The organism is Binatus sp. (SeqCode) (assembly GCF_049584895.1).
GTDB lineage: Bacteria > Desulfobacterota > Binatia > Binatales > Binataceae > Binatus.
The window spans coordinates 1-14815 of the sequence record NZ_JBAUYR010000063.1; the positions used below are offsets into that span (position 1 = coordinate 1).

Below are 14815 nucleotides of genomic sequence, written 5' to 3' on the forward strand. Positions count from 1 at the left end.
CATGGGACCTGGTCAAGCGCTGGAGCTATCGCGAGCGGCTCGAAATCACCGACGCCGCGCATAAGCAGGGGCTTGACGCCCGCGCGGGAAAAATTAAACTTCAGGAGCTAGGCTACGAGCTGATGCAGATAGCGGCCAGGGGGCTCGAGCGCCAGCGGACGTTGAACAAAAGCGGCCAGGATGAGAGCATCTACCTGCTTCGACTGATGGACCTGGTGCGCAGCGGCCACAGCCAGGCGAGTCTGGTGATCAGCCGATGGAAGGGTGAATGGAATTACGATGTTGGCCGTCTAGTGAAAGGGTGCGCGTACGGGGCTGAGCCGATCCTGTAAATGCAGCTGAGATTTTCACAGATTCACGTCACGATCCTGAACTTCGTGCTGATCGCGATGCTGGCGATCGTCTCGGCGATGTGCGTGCGCGACATTATTGTGCGCAGCGTTTCCAATGAACCCGACCTGGCCTCGACCACATCGTTCGCGCGAATTGCTTCCAACGGCATGCGGACCCGCCCGTACTACGATCTGATCGTCAAGCGCGACATCTTCAACGAAACTCCGCAGGACACCGGGCCCGCGCCGGTAGTCGAGGCGGATCTGAATATCAAACTTATCGGAACCTCGCTGCTGAGCAAGGCGAAGCCGTACGCGATAATCGAAGACCCGGCCGGCAACGAAACGCTCTACCAGGTGGGAGAAGACATCCCGGACGCGGGCAAGCTGGTGAGCGTCGAGACCGACCGCGCGATCATCGACCGCGGCGGGCATCGCGTCGCAATCGAGATTCCGACGTCGGATCTTCCCTCGGTGCCGCCGTCGCAGTTGGGCAGTGGGCCTGCCGGCCCTGGCGCTATCCGCGGGCCTCTGCTCAGGGGCCTCCCGTCCGCGATGCGGCACAGGCTGCAAAGGCTCGGTCGCACACCTGCCGCGGCGGGCGACAGCGACGACAACGACGATAGCGACGACAACAGCAGCAAGATCGAGCTGAAGAAACTTGGCCCGGGAAAATTCGAAGTCAGCCGCGCCGAGGTTCAGCAGACGATGGAAAATCCCGCGCAGTTTTTCTCGCAGATGCGCGCGCTGCCCCATTTCGTCAACGGCAAGACCGACGGCTTCTCGATCTCGCAGGTGGCGCCAGGCTCAGTCTTCCAACAACTCGGCCTCCAGGACGGCGACCTGTTGACCTCGATCGACGGCCAGCCCGTCACCAACCCAATGCAGGCGATGAGCCTGATCCAGGCGGTGAAGACGGCGTCAGCGATCGACCTAACGGTAAATCGCGGCGGCACCCCGACGTCAGTTCATCTCGATCTGCGATAACCGCACGATTTACTACGTCTCCAAGCCCCCATCGCTTCTTTGTGTCATCCTGAGCGAAGCGAAGGATCTCGCGCTAGCGCGTTCCCATCGACACTTCAACTTTGCTCGCGTTCGCCATCGTCTCTCAACTGGGCGGGTCCGTTGCAATCGGCTCCTATAGCGGCACTCGCTGAACTACGTTACAAACCAAATTTATGGAAGTTCGATCGGCGCATCATAGCGAGCGGGATGAGGTGCTCGAGCTGCTGGGGCATTGGTATGACGATCGCGGCGAGTTTTTCGCGCGGTACAATCAGAACGATCCTACTTTTCGCGATGCGCTCTGCCTCGTTGCGCGCGATGGCGGGCGGCTCGTTTCGACTGTTCAGATTTTCGATCGGGCCATCAATCTCGATGGGCAAACGGTGCCGATGGGCGGCATCGGGTCTGTGTTCACGCTCAAGGAGTATCGGCACAAGCGGGTCGCGTCGGCGCTCATGCGGCTCAGTGTCGATACGATGATTCGCGAGGGCTTCGAAGTATCGCTGCTGTTCGCGGAGCGGCTCACTTTTTACAACCAGTTCGGATGGCGCGAGGTCGATCGCAAGTTCAGTATTTTGGCGGCCGCGGCGGGGCTTAACGTGCCGGATCGTTTCGTCATCGATTCGTTCGAAACCGAACGCGATCTTGCCGAGATTGCCGCGATTCATCGAGGGTACAGCGGCCGCTTCAATGTCACCGCGGTTCGCGACGACTCCGCGTGGCGTGCGAATCTCAAATTTGCGGGCAATCAGCCGCTTCATCCCGGCGAAGGCTCCGAGGAGTATTTCGTCGTGTGCCGCGACGGCTCGCAAGTCGCGGCGTACGCCCGGGTGACGCGCTTTCACGGCGTCTCGATGGTGATGGAGTTCGGCTACTTGCCCGACCGCATCGGGATCGACGCGATGCTCGCGACCTTCAAGTACCTCGGCGAGTCGGCGGCCGGTGCCCCCGTCACTGTTCGACGAACCGGGGATCATCGGCGGGCCGCCCTGCTCCACAGCGCATCGAAGCCGGACGACCCGAGCGTGATCGTGACGCATACTGCGCACGATCCCGCACTGGAAAACGCGCTGGGCGACGCCGGATGCCCCGTCGCGCATCACCTCGACAACAACTACATGTGGCGAGTGCTCGCGCCCGATAAACTCGCGCGACGATTTGGGATGACGGCGGAAGCCGCGTCGAGTCACGCCTTCGAAATCTTCGCCGATTCGCGATCCGTCTTCTGGACCGCCGATCGTTTCTAGATTTTTAAACAATTGTTATACGCGCGTAGCGCATGTCTCTCGCCGCAGGGCGAGTTGTTGGCTAGTATCCTTTCGTTGTTCTGATGTGTTGCGGGAGGTGGATGCGATGAAGGTTCTGTCGTCATCTGGCGAGTCGGCCGCGGGCACGGCGGCCCGCGCCACTGCTGTCACCATCCGAAAATTTGGATTTATCGTTTTGACGATAGTGATCGCCGCGCTGCTTTCGTCGCAGTCGGCGTTAGCGGCGCGACGACATCATGCGGCCGCGGCGGCTGAGGCGACCGATGAGGAGAGCAACGCCAGCACTTCGAGCACTGCGCTCGGCGCTTATTCCGAAGCCTGCGTGCTCGAACCTACGACGGGGACCGTCATCTTCGAATCGCCCAATGCTCACCAGCCGTGGCCGACCGCGTCGCTCGCGAAGATGATGCTGATGCTGATCGTCGCCGAGAAAATCCACGACGGATCGCTGAAGCTGACCGACAACATCACCACCTCGGCCAAAGCATCTGAGATGGGCGGTTCGCAGGTGTATCTCAAGGAAGGCGAGACGTTCTCGCTCGACGACATGATGAAGGCGGTCGTGGTGCATTCGGCCAACGACGCGTCGGTCGCGGTCGCGGAGTATATCGGGGGCTCGACGGAAGCATTCGTGGTAATGATGAACCAGCAAGCGGCCGCGATCGGGATGAAGGACTCGCACTACTATTCGGTTCACGGCCTGCCGCCGGCGAAGGGACAGCCGCCTGATGTCGCGAGCGCTTACGACCAGGCGATTCTCGCGCGCGAGCTGCTGAAATATCCCGACGTGATTCGATGGGCGTCGATCGACACTGCGCCGTTTCGCGCGGGAACGTTCATTCTGCGCAACACCAATCACCTTGTGCGGACGTATCCCGGATGCGACGGCCTCAAGACCGGCTTCTACGACAAGGCCGGGTTCAACGTGGTCGCCACTGCAAAACGCAACGACCTGAGGCTCATCGCAGTCGTGCTCGGGAGTCAGCACAAGCTGACCAATTTCAAGGAAGCATCCGAGATGCTGTCGCAGGGATTTCTCAACTACGAGATGCATCCGGTCGCGAGGAAAGGCGCGCCAATCGCGCAATCTGTCGCGATAACTGACGCCGATACCAACAGCATCAAGCCTGTTTGGGGTGGTGACGCTGGAGTTTTCGTAAAGCGTGGCGACGAGAAGAACGCGATCAAAGTCGACTACAATTTGCCATCGTCGATCGCAGCGCCGCTGAAAGCGGGTCAGCAGATAGGAACTGCAAATGTGACCGAAGGCGGCAAACCGGTCGCCTCGATCGCATTGCTGGCGCCTTCCGACGTCGCCAAAAGCGCCTCGTTAACTAAACGTTTATTAAGTATTTTCTGACCAACATTATTTCGATTTGTCGCACGAAGAACATTTCAGATTAGGTTTCGACCGACCGGCGTGTTACTCTTCAGGCGGTTGTTCCCGTCAGAATGACTGCACGTCTGATGACTGCGAAAGATAAATTTTACCGCGCGTACATGGATTTCTTCGAAACCGCGGAGCGCAAGCGCCGCTGGAATCTCTTCGAGGATATTCCGTGGGATAAACTTTCCGCGAGCGCTAACACCGAGGAGCGCGCGATTCGGATCGAGACGTACTGCGCCGAAGAGATGTTCCTGCCGGATTACACCGAAGCCGGTAACGAGTTGTTACGCGGCGTGTTCGGGCTCGCATGGTTTCAGAACGCGTGGAGCTACGAGGAATCGCGCCACGGCCTGGTGTTCCGCGAATATCTGATTCGCTCCGGTCTGCGCACGCAGGAGCAATTCGACAAACTCGAGTCGGACGTGTTCTCGCGCCGATGGAAAGCTCCATTCAAGACGCGCCGCCAGATGAGCTGCTACGGAGCGCTGCAGGAATCTGCGACCTATCTCGCGTATCGCGCGCAAAAAGATCGCGCCGAGGTCGAGCACGATCCGACCCTCGAAGCGATCTTCTTCCTCGTCAGCCGCGACGAGGCCGCGCACGCAGGCTTCTACCGCTCGATGATCGAGATCGACATGTCCGAGGACCGCGCCGGCACGCTGTCGGACCTCGCGCTCGTGATCGCGAACTTCAAGATGCCGGGCGACGGCCTGATTCCGGACTATCACGAGAACCTCCGAATCGGTGGCGGCGGGATCACTCCGCGCCTGTTCCTGACGCGTGCAGTGTTCCCGTTGCTCAAGCAGTTGGGCACCAGCCGCGACGAGCTCAAGAGCGCCACTGCCGCAGTAGTTCCACTGCGCGCGGCTTCCTAGCGATCGTGTTATAGTTCCGTCCGGTAATGAACCGGAACCGACTCCTGTACGGGGCTGCGGCCCTCCTTCTGATCTGGATCTGCGGCAACCTGGCGCTTCACTTCGGCCTGAAGCATCACGACATTCTCCCCTACGACATCAACGCGCAGTTTCCGCTCGACAAACCATTCTCGCCCGGCGAGATCTATGCGTCGACGTTGGCCGCGATCATGGACCACGAGCTTCACACCGGCTTCGGATGGCGTCCAAACGATTTCTTCCTGTGGGGGCCGAAAGTCGCGGCCGATAATAATTCCGATCGGCAGCTCGGGATCATCCAAGCCATCCGCGAGACCACCCGAGTGTTCAAGGATCATCTGACCAAGGTTTCCTCGAATCAGTACGATCCGAATCTGGTGATCGCCGATACTGATTTTCGCAACGATGCCGAGAAGTGGATCCTGCCGTCGCCCGAGGGCAAGTACGACGACGGCATCCAGCATCTGCGAATGTATGTCGCCGGGTTGCACACCACACCGCCGTCGTCGCGCGAGCTCAACACGCGGGCGGTCGAGCTGGTCCGATTGATCCAGACGTGGACCGACCTCCTCGGCGACGCGCACGCGAATCTGTACCGGAGCACCAAGGACGACGGTAGCCCGGTTCATAGCTGGGACTGCGACCATTATTTCTATCACTCGCAGGGTTACGCGCACGTGATGTACCACATGATGCAGGCGCTCGAGCGCGAATACGCGGGGCAGATCAAAGACGACCCGGTCCTGAAGACGCTGTTCGACGATTCGATCGACGCGCTCGGCAAGGCCGCCGTGATGAAACCGCTAATCGTGATGGACGGCTCGCCCGACGGGCTCTTCGCGAATCATCGCCGCAACCTCGACGCGTACATCACCGAAGCGCGCCAGAAGATGTACTCAATCCGCGAAGAACTCGAACGCTCCCCGCTCTAGCCGCGCCGTTACAGCTCGATAAACGGACACAGCAGCATCACGCCGCCGCAGATTAGCAGTTCGAGCATCGCGGGGGCCCAGCGGCTTGGGATGCCGAGGGTCGCGGCGGCTGCGCGAATCGTCCACGGCGTCGAGACGTCGGCACTGCTGCCGCGAAAATCCAGCCATCGACGCTCGGCGCGATAGGTTATGAGCTCATGGCGTCGATCCTTGGCGATGTGCGCGCGATCGCGCGCGATTGCCACCGCGGTCGAGAGTCCGCCGACTTCGTCGACGAGGCCGCGCTCCTTCGCCGCCAGACCGCTCCAGATACGCCCCTTGGCGACAGCTTCGGCCTGCTCGGGGCTGAGATGCCGGCCTTCTGCGACCTTCGCGGTGAAGGTCGTGTAAAGATGCCCGACGGTTTCGTTGAGCTGCGCGAGCTCGGCGTCGGTCATCGCGCGCGCCATCGACATCGCGTCGCTGATCGGCGCACTCTTCACGAAATCGAAATGGACGCCCAGCTCGCTGAGCAGATTGCCGAGATTGAACTTCGCGTACACGACTCCGATGGAGCCGGTGATCGTCGCCGGTTCCGCGACGATCGCGTCAGCGCCCGCCGCGACGTAGTAACCACCCGATCCCGCCACATCGCCCATCGAGACAACCACGGGCTTGCCGCGCCCCTGCGCCTCGCGCACCGCGCGCCATACCAGGTCGGAGCCGACGGCAGAGCCGCCCGGTGAATTCACGCGAAACACGATTGCCTTGACGCGCTCGTCACGCGACGCGCGATCGATTTGCGACGCCGTCGCGACGCCGCTGATATATTCGCCGGTCGCAGGCGCCTCGCCCGAAACCACCGGTCCGCTCGCATGCACCAGGGCGATTCGCGCGCGCCGTCCACGCTCGCGGTTGAAGATTGCGTGCCGCCGGTAGCGGGCGAGATTGATAAACACTTTGCGCTTGGACTCGGGATCGAATTCAGTGCGGAGGTCCTCGATATAGCCTTCGCGATCGATCAGTTTATTTTCGACCGCGAACTTTGCGCTGACGAATCCCGCCGCAATCAGCTCGCGCGCTTTTTCGGGAGAGAGTTGGCGCGCCGACGCGATCACCTCGATCAGGATTTTCTCCCAGTCCGCGACGATCGCCTCCATGCTCTCGCGCACCGCCGGCGACATAGTCTCACGGCCGAGAGTCTCGGCGGCGCCCTTGTACTCCTTCCATTGCAGGGTCTGCGCCTGGATCTTGAGTTTGTCCAGCGCGTTCTTGAGGAACACGCCGCCGGTCGCGACCCCGAGCATCGTGAGCATCGTGTCAGGATTGGCGACGATCTCGCCCGCCCCCGATGCGACCAGGTACTCGCGAAGGCCGGCGTCATCGCCTCGCAGCAGCGCGATCACCCGCTTGCCACCGGCTTGCGCCGCGCGCATCAGGCGATGGATCTCGTGCGCGGTCGCAAGCCCGGCGCCGAAGCTCGCGATCTCGACGATGATCGCGCGCACGTCGTTGTCGATCGCCGCCGAATCGAACGCATAGCGGAGATGGTCGAGGCTATTCGCTCCGCGCCGCATGATCTGATCGAGTGGCGAGCGCGTAACGTCCTCCTCGATCGCACCCGCGAGCCGAATCACCAGGACGGCGTCGTGAGGTATCTGCGCCGGTCTGACGACAGCGAAATAGAAGGCCGCCACCAATGCGATCCCGATTCCGATGGCGGTGATTCCCACCCTCCAATGGCCGAAGGCGAGTCCAATCGCGCCGACGACAAACAAAATCGCAACAACAATCCCGAGCCGAACCTCGCGGCTTATCCACAATCGATCGGTGAACGGATTCTTCATGGTCTAAATTGGTCGCCTTTTTTGAGCGGTCCAAATAGACTACCGCTTTCTGATGCCCAGGTCTGTCCTCATCCTGATTCTCGCCCTCAGCGCCGTGGCCTTCGCGTCATGTTCGACTGCGCCTGCGCCCAAGCCCGAGCCGCCGCCGTTTGTGGCGCGGTCGACCACGCTTGCGGTCACCACCGGTATCAAGGTGCTGACCAATGTCGCGATGCCGAGTGGGTTCGCGCCGATTCCGTCACGCCCGCCGATGTGGATGGAGAACGGCGAGGAGATCGGCGTCGTCGGGACGCAGGGCGGACACACGATCATGTACGGCCTCGGAGGCGCCGCGTGGCGCACAGGCAGGATACTCGCGGCGGAGACTGGACCCGCTGCCGCCGAGACAGGAACGATCGCCGACCTGGTAGTGAGTCCCAACGGGCTGACGCTGGCGACCGCGATGGTCGCGCCGGGCGCCGATCGAGTCGACGTGATCATTCGTGACCTGATCGCGACCGGGCCCGGCAACGTGATCGCGAACTTCAATGGCCGGTACGATTCGATCTCGATGAGCTGGCTGAATGACGCGACCATCGCGCTCGCACTCCGGCAGCATCCCGAGCCGCCCGAAGAGACCGGCGCCAGTGAGGAGGCGCCGAAATCCGATCCGGATCAGGCGGACGTCGAGCCGCCGCCTACTCGCGCGGACGGATTGCAAGTGATCGTGATCACCGGCGCCGGTTCCGTCTTACCGCTGAAGTTGTCGTGCCCGATGTCTGCGCTGAGTTGGAGCGCGCACGGCGTTTACGCGGTCGGCCAGGGCGATGCGGGCGCTCCGCCGGTCATAGTGGATCGACGCGCCGCGACCTGCACGCGATTTCACCTGCGCCAGCCGATCCACGTGCTCGATTGGGACAAGAACGACGAAGGCTCATTCCTCTACGTCGCGCCCGACCCCACGGGCCACACGGTTGGCGTATTCAAGTACAACATCCCGACCGGTGCCGAACATCTGATGGGCGTATCTACCGGAGGAGCCGCGTTCGCCAACAGCAGCAATACGCTGACGCTGGGGAATCGAGAACTCACATTCAAGGTGGCGATCGAGCGTCCGCGAGAACCGGTCACCGCGCAGGTCGCGGTAGCGCAACCCGACCTGACTCAGATCGACGTGAAATCGCTGGGCTTCGACACGTGGCCGGAAATGCTCGCGCAGAGCACGATGGCGTTTTCGACCGGCGCCGACGAAGCCGCGATGGAGATTTACGCTCCGAGCAAGCCAATTCCCTGGCGAAAAATCGTCACCTACTCGATTCATTACGACAGTGCGTTCCTGTTAGCCGAAGGTCCGGCCCAAGGCATCGTCAATATGAGCTGGTCGCTGCGAGGACGCTGGCTCGCATTCCTCGACGGCGACGCAACGATCGGCACGGTGATGACGGTGCTCGAACCACCGAGGTAGCTTTCGGACCTGCGGCTCCGTTCTGACGTCCCGATTTTTTGTGTCATCCCGAGCGTAGCCGAGGGACCCCGGATCTTTCTCGGCGCAAAACAGTTCGACCTCACTTAGGAATCTTGACTTCCGGACTCACCGTAAGCCATTCGGTTGCGTCGCGATCGCGAAATGGTGATGGTCCGTCGGCCAGCATCCTGAAAGACTCGGGGGTCCCTCGGCTACGCTCGGGATGACACTAAAGAGCGCGCTTCCAAGAGATCACACCAATTCGAACCGGATCAAATTACCGGCGAGCCTGGATCCAACCCGAACAGCACGCGCCCTACTACCTCGAAGCGGGCGGTGTTCATCAGGACGTGTTGCGTCGCGGTATGCACGTCGCGCCAGCATCGCTCGATCGGACAGGAAGTTTGCGCGGAGTTCATCCCGGCCGCATCTGCGACCAGATCGACCGCCTGCACCGCCAGCTTCGCCGCGGTTACTACTGCGAGCCGCGCGTGCGCGCGGTCCTGGAAGCTGAAACTTTCGCCCGCCTCGCCCTTGCGCCAGATTTCATCGTTGCAACTGTAGAAGTAGGCGCTCGCTGCGTGCAGCAGGCCTTCCGCTTGCGCGTACTGAATCTGTGCGAGAGGACGCTCGCGCAACGTCGCCCGAGTTGCAGCCGGCACTTTGGCTTGCGCGATTTCGTTCAGCGTATCGAGAGCGTGGCGCGCAGTGCCGAGCACCACCGATACCAGGCCGCCGACAAATTGCAGCTGCAGCGGAATGTTCTCGAACGGGCCGCGCTGCCATGGCGATTTCGCGTTCAGCCAATCGAAGGTGAATTCGTCGGGGACAAAGACGTTATCGAACTCGCAATCGTTGCTGCCGGTGCCGCGCATCCCGGCGGTCGCCCAGGTGTTGAGAATCTTCGCATGCTTGATCGGGAACAGACCCGCTCGCATCACCGGGAACCCGTTGACCATCTGCGGCGCGCCGTCGCGCAAGACCATCCCCGCCGCCATCAGGTAGGTCGCATGAGCCGACGCGCTGGCATAGGTGGCCTTCCCGCTGAAACGCCATCCGCCGTCCGACGCCACAACTCGAGTGGTGGCGGGATTCAGCGATCCCGCACTCACGCCGAGAGGATCGCCGTAAATCTTTTCGAACGCCGCGCGCGAAAGGTTATACCCAAACAGCGGACTGCCCGAACAAATCGCAAAATTCCATCCCGCCGATCCGTCGATGCGCGAGACTTCCTCGCAAAGCCGCAGCGAATCGGGAATCGTTAGTTCGCCGCCGCCCATGTTGCGGGGAATGAGGATTCGAAACAGTCCGGCGTCATGAAACGCTGCGATTACCTCGCGCGGGATTTGCGCCTCGCGCTCGGCCCGATCGGCATGCGCGCGAATTATCGGTGCGAGCTTTTGTATCTTTTCGAAATAAGGCCGTGCGCGTTCGGATATGAGACGATCCATATTCAGCACCTGAGTTCCGGCGCTCGGTGAGTCTAATCGCCGAGTCTAGCGCGATTTGCCCAGTAGTCCGACGCCGTGCGAAAGGCGGCAGCGGCGCGCTCGAAACTGTCGAACACGACCAGCCCACGCGCACGCGCGAGCTCTTTGCCCCGTGCGACGATCGACTCGACGTGCGCAGGATGCATCACGATTGCGAACGGCTTAGTCGAGCGCCCGGCAAAATCCGCCAGCTTGTCGAGCAGGCCGGTGATTTCGTCCTCGTGTGTGGCCCATCGCGCGGCGCGCAGCCCCGTGCCGACCTCGAGCACGATCGCGTCGATGACAGGGTCGCGTTCGAGAATTTCGAGGATGCGATCAAGATTCCCCTGATGATGCCCGGCGCCGATGGTGCCACCCGCGTCGAGCGGATTACGGTAGCTGCCGCCGATTATATTGAAGAACGTTTTCAGCTCGTCGTATGAGGAGTCCGACAGTGCGGGAATCTCGAGGCCCGCCGTCGCGAACGTGTCGGTGATCACCACCGACTGCCCGCCGGTCATCGCGACCAGGCCCATCCGCTTACCGCCGAGACGCTTGGCACGCGCGAACAGCTCGACCGCGTCGAGCATCGCGTCGAGGCTGGCTACCTCGACCGCGCCACTCTGCCGCACTACCGTGCGCCAGGTCGCCTCGGGCGTCGCGAGCGATCCAGTGTGCGAGAAGGTCGCGCGCGCGCCCGCTGCGGTCATCCCGCCCTTCCAGATGACGACCGGATGACGCTCGGCCGCATGCCGGACGCTGTCGAAGAAGCGCCGCCCGTCGCGCACGCCTTCGATATACATCCCGATCACGCGCGTGGCCGGGTCAGCCGCCATCAGATCGATATAGTCAGCCGCCTCGAGCACCAGTACGTTGCCGATCGACGCCGCCTTGTTCACGTTGATGCCGTGAGTGGGCGCCTGCAGGCAGAAGTTGATCGTGTGAGTGCCGCTTTGCGAGATAAAGCAGACGTCGCCCGCCTCGCCGACCTTCTCTTCGGGAAAATTGCGCAGCCCGGTGCCCGGACTGTACAGCCCCATGCAATTGGGGCCAACCAGCGCGATTTCCGAGTTGATCGCGATGTCGCGCAGCTCGGACTCCAGCCGGATTCCCAGCTCCTCGGAGGTCTCCGAAAATCCTGAAGTGAAAAATCCAATCGAGCCGACGTGGTTGGCGACGCAATCTTTCAAAATTCGTGGTGCGATTTGCCGCGGGACCGCGCTGACCGCGTAATCGATAGGCTCCGTGATTTCGGCCAGGCTCTTGCGGTTCTCGACGCCCATCGCTTCGATTCCCGGTATCTCGTTGGGATCGATCTGGATCGAGTAGAGCTTGCCCTTGAGATGCGCCATCGCGCGCAGCCACATATACCCGCCCATCCGCTTGTCACCGATCACCGCAACCGTGCGCGGGTTGAACGCGCGCTCGAGATTTTTGAGCCGCGCCGCCCGATTTGGGTCCGGATTCGGCGTCGAGACCTTTGCGTCGGCGAGCACGATTCGCGCATCCAGGATCGCGAGACCGTCCTCATACGCGACTACCGGATTGAGATCCATCTCGGCGATCTCCGGATGCGTCCAGGCGATTCCCGAGACTGTTTCCAGGAGCGAAACGATCGCGTCCTCATCGACGCCGGGCTGACCGCGGACCCCGTGGAGAATCTGAGCGCCGCGGAGCCGCGCGAGCATCTCCGACGCCTCGCGCCCGCCAATCGGTGCCAGCGCCAGCGCGGTATCCTTCATCACTTCGACGAATACGCCGCCGAGCCCGACCATCACCATCGGGCCAAATCGATCGTCGCGGAATGTCCCGGCGATCAGCTCGACGCCCTGCCTGGCCATCGGCTGCACCGCGACACCTTCGAAGCGCGCGTCGCCCGCCTTGGCGGCCAGGTTACGACGAATTCGCTCGAACGCGTCGCGCACCGCGGTTTCGTCGGCGAGATTCAGCTCGACACCGCCGACGTCGCTCTTGTGACTCACGTCCGGCGACAGCACTTTCAGCACGACCGGTAAGCCAATCCGCGACGCCGCTAGCACCGCGCCGTCTGCAGTGGCCGCCGTTTCCGGCACCACAACCGGCAGGCCGAGCGAATGCAGGATTCGCTTGCTCTCGATTTCCGTGAGAACCGACCGTCCGCTCGAACGAGCCGACGATATTACCGATGAAACAATGGAATCAGCCACGCTTGTCGCGTATAGCAGAGCGCGACAACTAATTGAAACCGTCGGGGAACCCCGGTGGGATGCTGCTGAGAGTCGCAGGCGAGACCACCGGTCGGGTTGCATCCTCCAAAGAGGACAACCCGGACCGGGTTCGCAATTGAGTGATTGGTCTGTTGCCGATTAAAGGCTGCTATCGACCGTGCCCAGCATCGTGGTAAGCGTCGTCCCCATGGTCTGGTAGCCGACGTACACTACGATCGCGACCGCCGCGAGAATCAGCGCATATTCAGCCATCGTCTGGCCACGCGCAAAGCTGTCGGCCTGCACATAGAGCTTTCTGAGTGTATTCATAATGATGAGCTCCCATTTCTTTAGTTTCGTCGACCAGTTACCGGCGGAGGCGCTTACCCCCGCCGGTCTTACCAGTCAGCTTTGTAATAAAAATCGGCATGCGATTAGAGCTTGGTATCGACCGTGCCCAGCATCGTGGTAAGCGTCGTCCCCATTGTCTGGTAGCCGACATACACTACGACCGCGACCGCCGCGAGAATCAGCGCATATTCAGCCATCGTCTGGCCGCGCGCAAAGCTGTCGGCCTGCACGTAGAGCTTTCTGAGTTTATTCATAATGATGAGTTCCTATTTCTTTAGTTTCGTCCACCAGTTACCGGCGGAGGCGTTCCCCCCGCCGGTCTTACCAGTCAGCTTTGTGCCAAAGATCGGCGCCCGATTAAAGCTTGGTGTCTACGCTGCCCAACAGCGTGGTGATCGTCGTACCCAGGGTCTGGTAACCAACGAAAACCACGACCGCGACTGCCGCGAGAATCAACGCATACTCAGCCATCGTCTGTCCCCGCGCGAATCCATCTGCCTTCACATACAGTTTCCGAATCCGATCCATTTTCGTGTCCCTCCGTCCGTTTGTGTGTTTCGAACAACCATACGCGGGAATCCATCTACCCCCGCGCCTTGCGACGATTTTACTTGTTGTGATGATATCTCTACTTCTAGTTATAAACACCTACTACTAGCTAATTCCAAATCCTACTAAGTAACCCATCCAAACTGAATCGCTATTTGCTCTTGATTGGTTACGCTTGGTTGAGACGATACAAACATGTCTTTACCCAGCTTCGGCATTCTCTACAGGGGTCGTACTTAAGTCAAGCGTGTTTTGTGCTCGTAAATCTACTTGAATACAAGCCAAAGCACTTGTTGTCGTGCTATGGAGCATAGAACGGACTGTGTGCAGCGCCAAAGGGCGACCATAAGGTGCCCAAAGGATCAAAAGAAATTTAAAGCTAGGATGGGGAGCTATAACGCCGCTATAGCGATGCCGATTGGATAATCTTAACGGATCGCCGCAGCCAACGCGTCACGCAAATCGAAATTTCCTTCGTACAGCGCTCGCCCGACGACCACGCCCACGACGCCGGCCTCGAATCTCTTGCGGAGTGCCCGAATGTCGTCGAGGCTCGCGACGCCGCCGGACGCTATCACCGGGATTCGCACCGCCTTGGCGATTTCTTCGATACGAACTGGATCGACGCCGACCTGCGCGCCGTCGCGGGCAATGTCGGTAACAATCGCGGCCGCGACGCCCGCGGTGCGGAACCGGTCTGCTGCCTCGGCGATAGTGAGCTGACTGGTCTCAACCCATCCTTTGACGGCAAGCCTGCCTTCGCGAATATCGAGCGATCCGAAAACTCGTCCCGGGAACTCGGCACAGGCCTGGCGGACCAACTCGGGGTTCAGCAGCGCGGCCGAACCGATCGAGACGCGGTCGGCGCCGCTTAAGAACGTCGCGCGCACGGCCTCGATTGTGCGCAAGCCGCCACTCACGTCGATTGCGCATTTCACCGACGCTCGAATTCGCGCGATCGCATCGACATTTCGCGGCGTTCCGGCAATAGCACCATCGAGATCGACTATGTGGATAACTTCCGCTCCGGCTTCCTCGAAGCGACGCGCCGTCTCGTCCGGATCCGCCCCGTAGATGGTGGCCTTGCTCATGTCGCCGTGGATCAGACGCACGACCTGGCCCCCCTTCAGGTCAATCGCGGGAATGACGGTGAACTTCTCGAACAAGCGA

13 protein-coding genes and 1 pseudogene are annotated in these 14815 nt (G+C 61.1%); 7 read left to right on the plus strand and 7 right to left on the minus strand.

Features of this window, described 5'->3' with window-relative positions:
* The 6 genes and pseudogenes from WB650_RS11650 to WB650_RS11675 all read left to right on the plus strand — a co-directional run.
* Positions 1 to 332: pseudogene (locus tag WB650_RS11650) on the plus strand (hypothetical protein); the annotation flags it as partial.
* On the plus strand, positions 333 to 1319 hold the full coding sequence (gene gspC, locus WB650_RS11655; RefSeq protein WP_422301128.1) for a type II secretion system protein GspC: 987 nt from the start codon (positions 333 to 335) through the stop codon (positions 1317 to 1319).
* A gap of 194 nt (positions 1320 to 1513) precedes the next feature.
* Complete coding sequence (locus WB650_RS11660; protein WP_423960565.1) at positions 1514 to 2587, plus strand: GNAT family N-acetyltransferase; 1074 nt, start codon at positions 1514 to 1516, stop codon at positions 2585 to 2587.
* 106 nt (positions 2588 to 2693) lie between these two features.
* Complete coding sequence (locus tag WB650_RS11665) at positions 2694 to 3968, plus strand: D-alanyl-D-alanine carboxypeptidase family protein (protein ID WP_423960567.1); 1275 nt, start codon at positions 2694 to 2696, stop codon at positions 3966 to 3968.
* Positions 3969 to 4060: 92 nt separating this feature from the next.
* Positions 4061 to 4870 carry an acyl-ACP desaturase gene (locus tag WB650_RS11670; protein ID WP_423960569.1) on the plus strand — a complete coding sequence of 270 codons (810 nt, stop codon included), beginning with the start codon at positions 4061 to 4063 and terminating at the stop codon, positions 4868 to 4870.
* Positions 4871 to 4896: 26 nt separating this feature from the next.
* Entirely contained in the window at positions 4897 to 5820 is a 924-nt protein-coding gene (locus WB650_RS11675; RefSeq protein WP_423960571.1) for a DUF2333 family protein, read from the plus strand.
* A gap of 8 nt (positions 5821 to 5828) precedes the next feature.
* Here the strand turns inward: WB650_RS11675 and sppA are convergent, their stop codons facing one another.
* Complete coding sequence (gene sppA, locus WB650_RS11680) at positions 5829 to 7646, minus strand: signal peptide peptidase SppA (RefSeq protein WP_423960572.1); 1818 nt, start codon at positions 7644 to 7646, stop codon at positions 5829 to 5831.
* Between the two features lie 52 nt (positions 7647 to 7698).
* Between sppA and WB650_RS11685 the strand changes: the two genes are divergently transcribed.
* Positions 7699 to 9090 (plus strand): hypothetical protein, encoded by a 1392-nt coding sequence (locus tag WB650_RS11685; RefSeq protein WP_422301116.1) that lies wholly within the window; start codon positions 7699 to 7701, stop codon positions 9088 to 9090.
* A 272-nt stretch (positions 9091 to 9362) separates the two neighbouring features.
* On the opposite strand, the gene WB650_RS11690 is transcribed toward WB650_RS11685, so the two are convergent.
* The 6 genes from WB650_RS11690 to hisA form a co-directional block, all read right to left on the minus strand.
* Positions 9363 to 10541 carry an acyl-CoA dehydrogenase family protein gene (locus WB650_RS11690; RefSeq protein WP_422301115.1) on the minus strand — a complete coding sequence of 393 codons (1179 nt, stop codon included), beginning with the start codon at positions 10539 to 10541 and terminating at the stop codon, positions 9363 to 9365.
* A gap of 32 nt (positions 10542 to 10573) precedes the next feature.
* Positions 10574 to 12745: an acetate--CoA ligase family protein gene (locus WB650_RS11695; RefSeq protein WP_422301113.1), complete on the minus strand. Its 2172-nt coding sequence runs from the start codon at positions 12743 to 12745 to the stop codon at positions 10574 to 10576.
* Positions 12746 to 12904: 159 nt separating this feature from the next.
* Positions 12905 to 13075 carry a Flp family type IVb pilin gene (locus tag WB650_RS11700; RefSeq protein WP_422301112.1) on the minus strand — a complete coding sequence of 57 codons (171 nt, stop codon included), beginning with the start codon at positions 13073 to 13075 and terminating at the stop codon, positions 12905 to 12907.
* 104 nt (positions 13076 to 13179) lie between these two features.
* Positions 13180 to 13350, minus strand: coding sequence for a Flp family type IVb pilin (locus tag WB650_RS11705; protein WP_422301110.1), 171 nt, complete (start codon positions 13348 to 13350; stop codon positions 13180 to 13182).
* A 103-nt stretch (positions 13351 to 13453) separates the two neighbouring features.
* Complete coding sequence (locus tag WB650_RS11710) at positions 13454 to 13624, minus strand: Flp family type IVb pilin (protein ID WP_422301108.1); 171 nt, start codon at positions 13622 to 13624, stop codon at positions 13454 to 13456.
* Between the two features lie 449 nt (positions 13625 to 14073).
* Positions 14074 to 14811 (minus strand): 1-(5-phosphoribosyl)-5-[(5-phosphoribosylamino)methylideneamino]imidazole-4-carboxamide isomerase, encoded by a 738-nt coding sequence (gene hisA, locus WB650_RS11715; RefSeq protein WP_422303047.1) that lies wholly within the window; start codon positions 14809 to 14811, stop codon positions 14074 to 14076.
* Positions 14812 to 14815 lie beyond the last annotated feature (4 nt).

What these genes read in the sequence shown, in the direction of transcription:
- gspC (WP_422301128.1), top strand. Translation starts at nt 333, where the DNA reads ATGCAGCTGAGATTTTCACAGATTCACGTCACGATCCTGAACTTCGTG.
- WB650_RS11660 (WP_423960565.1), top strand. Translation starts at nt 1,514, where the DNA reads ATGGAAGTTCGATCGGCGCATCATAGCGAGCGGGATGAGGTGCTCGAG.
- WB650_RS11665 (WP_423960567.1), top strand. Translation starts at nt 2,694, where the DNA reads ATGAAGGTTCTGTCGTCATCTGGCGAGTCGGCCGCGGGCACGGCGGCC.
- WB650_RS11670 (WP_423960569.1), top strand. Translation starts at nt 4,061, where the DNA reads ATGACTGCACGTCTGATGACTGCGAAAGATAAATTTTACCGCGCGTAC.
- WB650_RS11675 (WP_423960571.1), top strand. Translation starts at nt 4,897, where the DNA reads ATGAACCGGAACCGACTCCTGTACGGGGCTGCGGCCCTCCTTCTGATC.
- sppA (WP_423960572.1), bottom strand. Translation starts at nt 7,646, where the DNA reads ATGAAGAATCCGTTCACCGATCGATTGTGGATAAGCCGCGAGGTTCGG.
- WB650_RS11685 (WP_422301116.1), top strand. Translation starts at nt 7,699, where the DNA reads ATGCCCAGGTCTGTCCTCATCCTGATTCTCGCCCTCAGCGCCGTGGCC.
- WB650_RS11690 (WP_422301115.1), bottom strand. Translation starts at nt 10,541, where the DNA reads ATGGATCGTCTCATATCCGAACGCGCACGGCCTTATTTCGAAAAGATA.
- WB650_RS11700 (WP_422301112.1), bottom strand. Translation starts at nt 13,075, where the DNA reads ATGAATACACTCAGAAAGCTCTATGTGCAGGCCGACAGCTTTGCGCGT.
- WB650_RS11705 (WP_422301110.1), bottom strand. Translation starts at nt 13,350, where the DNA reads ATGAATAAACTCAGAAAGCTCTACGTGCAGGCCGACAGCTTTGCGCGC.
- WB650_RS11710 (WP_422301108.1), bottom strand. Translation starts at nt 13,624, where the DNA reads ATGGATCGGATTCGGAAACTGTATGTGAAGGCAGATGGATTCGCGCGG.